Annotated in this window: 11 protein-coding genes; 1 reads left to right on the top strand and 10 read right to left on the bottom strand. The window is 54.6% G+C overall.

The genetic code is table 11. The features are described from left to right. Positions 1 to 235 precede the first annotated feature (235 nt). The gene (locus DXD24_RS04525; RefSeq protein WP_233502327.1) at positions 236 to 499 is read right to left on the bottom strand and encodes a helix-turn-helix domain-containing protein; all 264 of its coding nucleotides are present in this window, start codon (positions 497 to 499) and stop codon (positions 236 to 238) included. Between the two features lie 100 nt (positions 500 to 599). Here DXD24_RS04525 and DXD24_RS04520 point away from each other — a divergent pair, with 100 nt between their 5' ends. Beyond that, on the top strand, positions 600 to 1613 hold the full coding sequence (locus tag DXD24_RS04520) for a hypothetical protein (protein ID WP_117564734.1): 1014 nt from the start codon (positions 600 to 602) through the stop codon (positions 1611 to 1613). 232 nt (positions 1614 to 1845) lie between these two features. On the opposite strand, the gene DXD24_RS04515 is transcribed toward DXD24_RS04520, so the two are convergent. The 9 genes from DXD24_RS04515 to DXD24_RS04480 form a co-directional block, all read right to left on the bottom strand. Next, positions 1846 to 2478, bottom strand: a complete 633-nt coding sequence (locus tag DXD24_RS04515; RefSeq protein ID WP_117564737.1) for a helix-turn-helix transcriptional regulator — start codon at positions 2476 to 2478, stop codon at positions 1846 to 1848. A gap of 31 nt (positions 2479 to 2509) precedes the next feature. After that, positions 2510 to 3193, bottom strand: coding sequence for a DUF3990 domain-containing protein (locus DXD24_RS04510; protein WP_117564732.1), 684 nt, complete (start codon positions 3191 to 3193; stop codon positions 2510 to 2512). 94 nt (positions 3194 to 3287) lie between these two features. Continuing rightward, positions 3288 to 3878, bottom strand: coding sequence for a ribosome biogenesis GTP-binding protein YihA/YsxC (yihA, locus tag DXD24_RS04505; protein WP_055252447.1), 591 nt, complete (start codon positions 3876 to 3878; stop codon positions 3288 to 3290). Between the two features lie 39 nt (positions 3879 to 3917). Continuing rightward, positions 3918 to 4658, bottom strand: a complete 741-nt coding sequence (gene mtnN / locus DXD24_RS04500; RefSeq protein ID WP_117646259.1) for a 5'-methylthioadenosine/S-adenosylhomocysteine nucleosidase — start codon at positions 4656 to 4658, stop codon at positions 3918 to 3920. A 78-nt stretch (positions 4659 to 4736) separates the two neighbouring features. Further along, positions 4737 to 4871, bottom strand: coding sequence for a hypothetical protein (locus tag DXD24_RS10300; protein WP_255413422.1), 135 nt, complete (start codon positions 4869 to 4871; stop codon positions 4737 to 4739). 240 nt (positions 4872 to 5111) lie between these two features. Next, positions 5112 to 5930 carry a pyruvate formate-lyase-activating protein gene (gene pflA, locus DXD24_RS04495; RefSeq protein WP_117646258.1) on the bottom strand — a complete coding sequence of 273 codons (819 nt, stop codon included), beginning with the start codon at positions 5928 to 5930 and terminating at the stop codon, positions 5112 to 5114. A 186-nt stretch (positions 5931 to 6116) separates the two neighbouring features. Then, entirely contained in the window at positions 6117 to 6971 is an 855-nt protein-coding gene (locus DXD24_RS04490; protein ID WP_117564728.1) for a DegV family protein, read from the bottom strand. 266 nt (positions 6972 to 7237) lie between these two features. Beyond that, positions 7238 to 8680 (bottom strand): glycoside hydrolase family 32 protein, encoded by a 1443-nt coding sequence (locus DXD24_RS04485; protein ID WP_117564726.1) that lies wholly within the window; start codon positions 8678 to 8680, stop codon positions 7238 to 7240. A gap of 101 nt (positions 8681 to 8781) precedes the next feature. After that, a complete protein-coding gene (locus DXD24_RS04480; protein ID WP_117564724.1) occupies positions 8782 to 10233 on the bottom strand; it encodes a PTS transporter subunit EIIC in 1452 nt (483 codons plus the stop codon). Positions 10234 to 10277: the final 44 nt, after the last annotated feature.

The raw sequence follows: 10277 nt of genomic DNA, 5'->3' as shown, positions 1-10277 counted from the left end.
CCCCCGCTGCGCACTTCGTGCGGCGGGGGTCCTGCCGTCCTGCGGAAAGATTTGGGGGCAAAGCCCCTGGCCTCCCCTATGTTAACTTCACTGGCGGCGGCTACAGGAACCTACGCTCTGGAAAGTCGCCGGGCTGATTTTTTGGCTTCTATTTGACAAAGGCGCACTTCCCAGCATCTCATTCGCCCTATAGCTCTGTTTTAATTTCTAATTGATGATCGATGCGTGGCGTCATCTAATTATCTCCGCTACTCAAAACAGCCCCAAGTTTACGTACTAGCGTCTCAACAGTAATTCCGAGTGCATCCGCATAGACAAACTGCTCATAAACCCTAAGGCTGCGTTCCCCGGTCTCGACCTTTGAGATGAACGACTGAGGTACCCCCAGCTTCTTTGCAAGTTCAACCTGAGTGATACCTTGCTCCCGACGAATCTGGGAAAGGCATTTTCCGCATGTCCTGTTAGCATCAACGTTCATGCCGTTTACGCTATATTCCATTTTGATATATCCCAAACTGGGATATATTTATGTCACCAGCCATTCCGCTTATCAAAAATGCCCATCGCAGATTCATAGCTAGGAAGGAGCCTCGATAAACATGAATGACGAGATGAAGGAGCCCGACGAGGAAAAGGCACTCAGCGAGTCCGACGAGCGGAAGCCAGATTTCAAAGCCGAGCAGTTTTCTGATGGTGCTAGCGACATCCCCTCCTCTGAAATTCCGCCATCAAACGAAGATGACGGCGCACGCAAAAATGAAGAAAACGACTCACTTCTAACGCGGGCCATTCATAAATTAGGCAATAAAAAACGAGCGGCAATCGCAGCTGCCGTGGCAGTTGTCATCATCTTCAGTTTGCCCATGCTGTTTCCTCAATTGTTTTGTAGCCACAAGCTATGGGCCAATGCAACCTGCACTAGCCCCCGTGTATGCAAAAGTTGCGGCAAAACCGAGGGAGAGCCTCTCGGGCACGAATGGGAAGAAGCAACTTGTACGACACCGAAGACCTGCCAGCGTTGCGGCGAAACGAAAGGGGAGCCACTCGGACACCAACCGGGCTCGTGGACTACCGAAGTTGACTACGTAGACGCCACCTCAAAGGAAATACGAGAATGCGAAAAATGCGGAGAGGTCGTTGACACCCGCAACGAAAAGGAAATTACTTCCTTTCTTGGCGACGGATCGTTTTCAATTTCACCTGAAGGCTTTATTGAACGACTTAACGAGGAATTCTCCGATATTCCCAATTGCAGCAGTATGAAGGCGAGTTACGAGTTAGACGATAGCGGCACGGGACTCGAGCTTCAGATAAAAAATGGCTCTACGCTTGCCGGTATTGGAGGTTTTTTCTCGGACTCGAGCAGTCAACTACTATTCAGCTATCTTGGATCAGAAAACTGCTTCAAAAACATAGTCATGTACTTCGAAAATTCAGATTATGCCGCGGCGACAGCATTAGCAACCATACAAGCAATTGATCCAACACTCTCATTTTCCGACGCTAAGGAGATTGGCGCTGCCTGCGTAGGTACGCCAACTGTCAAAAATGGAATTACGTACGCAATCTTAGCTTCAAATGGAGAATACTGGCTGAGCACCCGAATTGAATAATTTACTTTAATTGCTAAATGCAGGCGCCTCTTACTCGCGGCATATTAAAGTTCAACCCCTGCTAGCATCGTCAATCGAAATATGCCCCGCCGAGCACTTTAGCTTGGCGGGGCATTTCAATACGTAGGCGGATTTTGATACCTAGAAGGCCCACATGCCCCCACTAGGCAGCCGGCTTCGCTGCTCAAATTGCTCGAACTGCAACTTGAGCAATCAGCGGCCAGCATCTCTTTTAGGCTGCGCTAGTTTCTTTGTATTCAAAGACTGGCTCTAAGATGTCTTCGATGCTGCAGTGCAGGACTTTCGCCATATCCCTTACGGTTGTTACCGATGCTTCGTTGATGTTTCTCTGGCGCTGTTCGTACATTTGGATTGAGCGGAGTGATACGCCCGATTCGTATGCCAGGTCTTGTTGGGTTTTCTTGAGCCTCTTTCTTGCTTGCGCCAGTTTAGTTTGACGAGGTGTTTTCTTCGCCATATCGCAAATAAGACGCGCCACACGTTCCTCTGAGGCTTCATGCCAGGGATAGTACAGACCGCGCAGCGCATCAAATGGAACGACATGCAGCAGATCTTCGAAAGACTCCCCTAAACGCCACTGCAGGTATGCCAGCATCCAGCCCGCCCAATATTCCGGCGTCTTCTCAAATCGATAGGTGCAGTCCGGTATAGGCCTGTTTTGATAGCCCGATCTTTCAGCGATAAGCGCGAACAGCTCAACGCCCGATTTTCCCGATACGACCCATGCGTTGCCGCGTTCGAACTCGCGAGCTACGCCGCTGAGGCAAAAGAGTTCAGCAACTTCCGATCCCTCTGCTCCATAATCATTAACGGCATAGTCAAAGCAGTCGCCTAGGTTGTTCATTGCGTCCTCGAGGTAATAGACGGGATATGTCCTACTCGGCCCACAATCCGTTAACTCTTGGATCATTTAAATCAACCCTCCCTGCCATCAAATCCCTAATGTCGACACCCTCGGTGTCAAATCCGTTTATCGTATCCAGATACTTACGTCGAGCATTCTGTTCTCGCTCAAATCGTTTGGGATAAAACTCAGCTCCCGAGGCCTGCTTCCAATCGCGGAACCTGATCGCCGAGAACGCGCGCTCACTCATAAGAGCGTATTGGATGCCCAAATCGCCCAAACGCATAATGAGTTGCAGTTGCCTGAGCGAGATCATGCCGTTAACGAACTGTCTTGCAAACGAAAAGTAGGAATCGTCGGCGCGATAGCCTCGAATAACATCATAGGGAGAAATATCAATCAGGCAGTTATCCAGCAGATAGCGAAGTCCTTCGCGTGCCAGCGGCGTCGAGACATTAAACTCCCGGTTGTCGGCCAAAATCGCAAGCCAATTAAGAATTGAAAACTCCCCGGACTCCAAATCCAAGACCGCGAGACCATCCATATCGAGCTCATATCGATTCGCGATACCATCGGACTCGGTCCGGCATGCCCATTCCATCGCCATTTCCTCATGTGGCGTGCAATAAAACCCACGTCCATAGTCGTTGAACTGCTTACATCTATCCAGCGACGGATGCTCGACAACAACCTCCGACCCGTGCCACAGCTCCATATCGGCCTCCTAAAAAATATCACCACAGTGATAGTTTACCAATAACTATCACTGAGGTGATATAGATAAGAGCTTTTGAGGGGTTGCAGCTCGATTAGAGGCAGGCCTCGGCGATGCGGCGCTTGAGTTCGTCGATGCCGGTGCCGGTCTGGGAGCTCGTGATGATTACGTTCTCAGCCGGGACGTTGAGCTGCTTTTTGATGGCTGCCGCTTGGCGGGCCTGCTGGGTGCGGCTGAGCTTGTCGGCTTTGGTGAGGCAGACGATAAAGTTGAACTCGTTGCCCTGCAGGTAGTCGATCATGTCATGGTCGAGCTTACTGGGGTCGTGGCGAATGTCCACCAGCGACACAACCAGGTTAAAGCTGCGCTCGGAGTCGAAAAAGTCGCCGATGAGCTCGGCCCAACGGTCGCGCTCGGCCTTGGAACGGCGAGCGAAACCGTAGCCCGGCAGGTCCACAAAGTGCACGTCGTCGGCCTCGAAGAAATTGATGTTGCTCGTCTTGCCCGGCGTGCTCGAAACCTTGACCAGGTTCTTGCGACCAAAGAGCTTGTTCATGATGGACGACTTGCCCACATTGGAACGGCCCACAAAACTCACCTCGGGACAGGTGGACTCGGGGATCTGCGAAACCTTGCCGTAGCTGGCGACGAACTTGGCAAGCTGGTAATTAATGGAATCGGCCATGGACACTCCTTGGTCGTAGGTTTTTACAAAACGGGCGTGCTATTGCGCGGCGGCGATACGACGAACGATGTCAAGCGTGATGCCGCTCGCGGTGCGAGCGTACTCATCCAGATCGAACTCGCGCTCGCAAAACGCGTCATATGCCTCGTCACAATTATCGCTGATAGCGCGCAGCACCAGGCAATCGACACCATTCTTGGCCGAGATGTGCGCAATTGCCGCGCCCTCCATCTCGACGCAATCGGCATGCGTGGCCTCGATAGCGTCGTTGCGCATGGCGGCGCCCGTCACAAAGCGGTTGCCCGTGGCAATCGTGCCGACCAGGAACTGCTTGGTGCCCTCGTTCGAAGCGACTGCATTTGTCGAAGCGTCGACAAACCCACGCTCAGCAAGCACGTCGGCGGCAATATCGACCAGCGCGGGCGTCGAGCCAAACTCCTCGAGCCCCGGTGCGGACTCGGCGATAAGCGCGGTATCGGTATCCAGATAGCGCAGGCGTTTGCCAATGACCACGTCGTCGATATGGAGCTTGGGGTTCAAACCGCCCGCAATGCCCGAAAACACAACAGCCTGCGGAGCATACTTGCTAATGAGGTGCTGTGTTGCAGCGGCGGCGTTCACCGTGCCCATGCCCGCCGTTGTGGCGACAACTGTCAGGCCGTCGAGCTCACCGCTCACAACGGTCAAGCCTGCCTCCCGTGCCTCGCAAACGTCGCTCAGCTCTTCCTTAATCTGCATGATCTCTTTTTCGAGCGCACCGATAATCGCGATGGTAGCCATACCATTCCCCAAACCTATACGAAATTCTCAACCACGGTATGGTACCAGCATTTTGTTTGACCTCGCCAAACGAACACGCTAAGCCAGTGCAGCTCGCGTATCAAACAGCGCCTTTGCAATCGCGGCCGTAACCTCGCTCGAGCGGTCGCTCCACGGCATCGATGTCATGACGCTCATGACATAGGTACAGCCATCGATGTCGATAGCAGGCATTTCTTTCCAAAGATATTCAGTCGCGTTTAAGGTGTCTCTAAACAATAAACAGGCGTTTCTATGCAAAAACACCGATTCTGTTGCGCATCTCTGCCCAAAACGCAGTTGCGATGAAATAGTTCCTGTTTGGGCGGTATTAGCCGATAAACAAGAACTATTCCACCGCAACTTGACGGGGCTCTTTAGCAATCAACTAGGTGCCCGGGGGCACTCATTTAAGTCTGTCCCCAATGAGTGCCGCTAGCCGATGGCGTTTTTGAGTTCCGTGCGGCGCTTTTTCATGCCGGTCATAACGGCATTGCGCAGCTCGGGCATGCGCGCGGTATCCATCTGAGGCACGCCCTCAAGCTTATAGGGAATCCCCAGCTGCTCGTACTTGACGACACCCATCGTGTGATACGGCAGCATCTCCAGGCCCACCACGTTATGCCACGGGGCAATCAGGCGGCCGAGCGCCTCACACTCCTCCACCGTGTCGGTAATGCCCGGCACCACCACGTGGCGGATAACGACTTTAATCTTGCGACGCGCGAGTTCATCACCAAACGCCAGAATGCGTGCGGGGTCGCAACCGGTCAGCTTTTTATGCTCGACGGGATCGGCATGTTTAATATCGAGCAGCACCATGTCGGTCTCGTTGAGCACAGCATCGAACTTCTCGGGATGGTTGGGGTCAAACGCATATCCGCAGCTGTCAAGGCAGGTATGCACGCGGCCATCGGGGTTGTTGTGCATTGCACAGAACAGGTCGGCCAAAAACTCGGGCTGCAGGAGCGGCTCGCCGCCCGAAACCGTAATTCCGCCGCTGCGGTAAAACTCATGGTTGCTCTGGAACTCGTCCATCAGGTGCTCGACGGTCACCATGGTGCCGCCGTTAACCGACCAGGTATCGGGGTTATGGCAATACGCACAGCGCATGGGACAGCCCTGAACAAACACCACAAAGCGGATGCCGGGACCGTCGACCGTTCCCATCGTCTCGATCGAATGCACGCGACCCAGGGCATACGCAGAGTCCTCGGGATGAGCGTCCACACCCTCAAGCGTCATCTCAGCCATTCCCGCAACCTTGCCTCTCTTTGGTTATTGTCAATTAAAATGCCAGAGTCATTCTAGCCCATACGCATGATGGTGAAACGGTTTAGCGATCGATTGGGTTGTCCTATTTGGCCCCACGCAAGAGCGGCGGGAAGGTTGTCGCAACCCGCCCGCCGCCGTGGCAATAGATATCGATTACGCCAGCCCTTACGCCTTGAGCGTCAGCACCGCACCAAAGGCGGTCGGGCCACAATGGCTCGAGATGACGCCGCCGACCTGAGTCCAGGTGATGTCCTTAAAGCCGAGTTCATGCGCGTAGACCTCCATATCATCGCGCAGCTCCTCGGAAAGGCCTACCGAATACGCCAGGCCAATGTGCGAGTAGTCAATCTCGCCCTTGGCAACCATGTGGTCAATAAAGGCACGGGCGCATTTGAGCATAGAGCCGCGGAATTTCTTGGTTGCCACAAACTTGCCGCCCGTCACTTCAATGCAGGGCTTGATCTTGAGCAGATGAGCGCCCAGGAACGCAACGTTGGACAAGCGACCGCCCGCCTTGAGGAAGGCAAGATCGGTAGGAACAAAGACCAGCAGCACGCGGTCCATGACGGAATTAGTGAAGGCGAAAATCTCGTCGACGGTGGCATCGGGGTGAGCCTCGATGTATTTGGCAGTCTCGACGGCAACAAGCGACTGGCCTACCGAGACAAAGCGCGTGTCCATGGAGAACACGTAGTCGCGGCCCTTAGCTGCAATCTTGGAGGACTGATGCGAACAGGTCGTGACTTCGGAGTACGCAAGATGCAGGATGGTCGCGTCGGGCTTCTCGGCATGGATACGGTCGTACACATGAGCAAAATCCGCAGGCGCGCAGCCGCTGGTCTTGGGCATCACGCCAAACTCGTTGCAACGCGAATATATTTCGAGCGGATCGATCGAACCGTCCTCGACGGTCTCGTCACCAATCGTGACATGCATAGGCACGCGCACGATGCCGTAGCGCTCGCAGAGCTCCGGCGTCACATCCGAACCAGACTCAACCACGATTACGTACTTGCCCATTATCATCACGACCCATCTCGACGTTGATTATTTATTACGCGCGCACGCCCGTCGCCCAATTGAACAACGACTCCCAAGCACCAGAGAGACGCCGCCCTTCGCCACAACAAAGGACAGCGTCTCCCTGAAATACTCCGTGCTTGCATGAGATTCTACACGGTTTAGTAATGAGTGTTACTTACTCCGCAAACGGTAGCTATATGCGATAAACGGTAGCCACCAAGAAAGCCCGTGTATCCAAAACGCCATGGTCACTCACAATGCGGCTAGCGAGCCAGACGGTAAAACTCCATCGAGGCGTCGCCCTCGGCGCGCAACTGCATCGCAGGCGCCGCAGACGAATAGGTGCGGCTCGTAAGCGCAACCTCGCCGTCGTTGACAAATACCTCGAGCATCGTGGCATCCGAAAGGACTCGCAGGCAGTAAAGCTCGTCGAGCTCAACCGACCTCTTGTCGCGTCCATAGCCCTCATCGCCCATATCAAGTGTGATCATTCCGTTGGCAAAGCACACGACAACACCCTCACGAACCTCCAGCTCAATGGACTTCGTCCCCCGGCACGACACGACGGCATCAAACAGTCGACCAGGAGAGTCGACGGTCTCTCCGGCGGTCACCGAAACACGCTCCTTGCGCAGTTGCTCAACCTCGCGCGCGGGCCACTGGCAGAGCTTACCGTCGCGCATATTCAGCACCCTCGGCACGGTAAGCGCGCACTGCCATCCGCGTTCCACCGTCGGGTTTTGAGCCGTTGCATCGGGGCAGCCGGCCCAACCGATCATAATCCGTCGACCGTCGGCATCTGCAAATGATTGAGGGGCATAGAAGTCAAAACCTGCATCGACCATCTGGGGCTTGCCCGATTCGACAATGGCAAAGCAAGGCTTTTCCCAATCGGCCTTGATGCGGAACCACACGCACTGATGCGGGTTTCGGTAACGCCAACCATCGACGGGCACGCCCTGTGGGCAGCAAACGAGGATTAACTCGCCATCGAGCTCAAACAGATCCGGGCACTCCCACATAAAACCGAACTTCTCGCCGAGTTCAATACGCGTCGCATATTGCCAGCACTCAAGATCGCGCGAGGTATAGACAAGCACGCAACCGCGGTCGTCTTTTGTACGAGCACCGAGAACCATGTAGTAGATACCGTCGTGCTCCAGGATCTTGGGGTCGCGCACGTGCGTACCGATATCGTCGGGGTAATCGAGCGGCCCAACAGCCATACGTTTCTCGCCCAATTCGTCGGGGTTCTCGGCGACCATGTGAATCTGATTTTGCTCGCGCCCTGTCAGCACATAGTCGTAATCGTCGCGATCAAAATGCTTGACGTTGCCGGTATAGAAGTAGTGAATCTTGCCGTCGTGTACAAAGGCAGAACCAGAATACACTCCGCTCGAATCCAAATCGGAATCGGGGAACAGCACAGGGCCACGATTCTCGTACGTCACAAAATCCTTTGTTGTCAGATGATTCCAAAGCACTGGACCGCCATGCGCAGCATCGAATGGATCGTATTGGTGATAGATGTGATACGTATCACCAATCTGCACCAAACCGTTGGGGTCGTTGAGCCAGCCAAGCTCAGGCTCCACATGGAACAGGAGCCTATCGGGGTCGGACGCGATGCGACCCGCCGTCTCATCCTGTCCGGCACGCCACTGCTCATAGTCCGCGCGCGTCACCTTATTTTTTTGATTTAACATCGCCGTTGACTTTCTCGTCTATGGGGAAGGACGCTCGACTCACACGAGCCGAACGCCCTTCCTCAAATGGACTTATCCGCACATTACGCTGAACGGCTCAACTAGAAGCTAACGTCGAAGCCAGCGCCAGCGCCCTCTTCATCGGTGGTCGGCACGCCCTTTGCCTTGTTGTAGGCAAAGATCAGGATGATCGGGACGAAGAAAGCGATCAGATTGCCAGCCACATACCACACGAGGGTCTCGGGCGTGACGATGAGCAGGCCAAGTACGCCGGTCAGACCCTGGCCGATAGCGCGCACCTCAAAGAGCTTCACGAAGGCACCGCCGCAGCCTGCACCGATGCAAGCGCAGATGAACGGAATGATCGAGTAGCGCATGTTTGCAGCAAAGATAGCGGGCTCGGAGATTCCGACCAGCGTCGGGATAAAGGACGACATGCAGATGTTGCGCTCTTTGGAATGCTTCTTGTGAATGAGATACATGCCGATGGCGCCGCCGCCCTGGGCGATGATGGAAACGGACCAGATGGCCTGAATGTAGTTGAAGCCAGTCGTGGCAACGAGATTAGCCTCGATACCCTGAATGAACTGGTGCGTACCGGTAACGACGAGCGGCTGCAGGAACGCGGCGAAGACAAAGGCACCAAAGACGCCCATCCTGTTGTACAGGACGTCGATCACGCCAGCGAGAACATCGCCGATCAGGTTGCCGAGCGGGCCAAACACGGTGAACAGGGCGACGTTGGCAAGAATCAGGGTGACGGTCGGGACAAAGACGAACGAGACGACCTCGGGGATGTACTTCTGGGCAATCTTCTCGACCTTGGCCATGAACCAGGCGGTCAGGATTGCGGGGAACACGCCGCCCTGGAAAGCAACCATGGGAATGGAGAGCGGGCCGAAGTTCCAGTACTCAGCGCCCGTCGGATCCATAACGAACGTGTTGCGGTTCATAAGGCTCGGGTGAACCATGACGATACCGACGAGGATGCCCAGAATCGGGTTACCGCCAAAACGCTTCACCGCGCTGTACATAACCAGGACAGGCAGGTAATCGAAGGTGGTGGCGATAATGGCAAAGAAGCTTGCGAGGTTCTTGAGGAACTCGCTGTGGTCGGCAAGGCTGCCCTCCATGCCAAAGAGGCCGTTGGCAACGATCAGCGACTTAAGGCCGATGATGATAGCAGCGCCGACGAAAGCGGGAATGATGGGGATAAAGATGTCCGAGAATACCTTGAGGACCGAGAAGAACTTGCCCTTCTTGTCCGCCTCGGCGCCCTTGACCTCGGAAGCGCTGATCTCCTTGACGCCCGTCAGAGCCATAAACTCATCGTAGACCTTGTTAACGGTACCGGTACCAAAGATGATCATGAGCTGGCCGCTGTTGTACAGCACGCCCTTGACGCCATCGATGTTCTCGAGCTCGGCCTTGTTGTACTTGCTCGTATCCTTGAGCACCAGACGCAGACGCGTAACGCAATGCGTGGCACCCTCGATGTTCTCCAGACCGCCGACGTTATCGACGACTTGCTGAGACACTACTTTGTAGTCCATGTTCCTCTCCATTCCCTTACGAAATCATAAGACGTTTTGTGGCC

Source organism: Collinsella sp. TF12-2AT (assembly GCF_003436735.1).
In the GTDB taxonomy this organism is placed as follows: domain Bacteria; phylum Actinomycetota; class Coriobacteriia; order Coriobacteriales; family Coriobacteriaceae; genus Collinsella.
The sequence above is the reverse complement of the archived record's forward strand: the minus strand, read 5'-3'. Positions and strand labels throughout refer to the sequence as shown.

What these genes read in the sequence shown, in the direction of transcription:
- DXD24_RS04525 (WP_233502327.1), bottom strand. Translation starts at nt 499, where the DNA reads ATGGAATATAGCGTAAACGGCATGAACGTTGATGCTAACAGGACATGC.
- DXD24_RS04520 (WP_117564734.1), top strand. Translation starts at nt 600, where the DNA reads ATGAATGACGAGATGAAGGAGCCCGACGAGGAAAAGGCACTCAGCGAG.
- DXD24_RS04515 (WP_117564737.1), bottom strand. Translation starts at nt 2,478, where the DNA reads ATGAACAACCTAGGCGACTGCTTTGACTATGCCGTTAATGATTATGGA.
- DXD24_RS04510 (WP_117564732.1), bottom strand. Translation starts at nt 3,193, where the DNA reads ATGGAGCTGTGGCACGGGTCGGAGGTTGTTGTCGAGCATCCGTCGCTG.
- yihA (WP_055252447.1), bottom strand. Translation starts at nt 3,878, where the DNA reads ATGGCCGATTCCATTAATTACCAGCTTGCCAAGTTCGTCGCCAGCTAC.
- mtnN (WP_117646259.1), bottom strand. Translation starts at nt 4,658, where the DNA reads ATGGCTACCATCGCGATTATCGGTGCGCTCGAAAAAGAGATCATGCAG.
- DXD24_RS10300 (WP_255413422.1), bottom strand. Translation starts at nt 4,871, where the DNA reads ATGCCTGCTATCGACATCGATGGCTGTACCTATGTCATGAGCGTCATG.
- pflA (WP_117646258.1), bottom strand. Translation starts at nt 5,930, where the DNA reads ATGGCTGAGATGACGCTTGAGGGTGTGGACGCTCATCCCGAGGACTCT.
- DXD24_RS04490 (WP_117564728.1), bottom strand. Translation starts at nt 6,971, where the DNA reads ATGGGCAAGTACGTAATCGTGGTTGAGTCTGGTTCGGATGTGACGCCG.
- DXD24_RS04485 (WP_117564726.1), bottom strand. Translation starts at nt 8,680, where the DNA reads ATGTTAAATCAAAAAAATAAGGTGACGCGCGCGGACTATGAGCAGTGG.
- DXD24_RS04480 (WP_117564724.1), bottom strand. Translation starts at nt 10,233, where the DNA reads ATGGACTACAAAGTAGTGTCTCAGCAAGTCGTCGATAACGTCGGCGGT.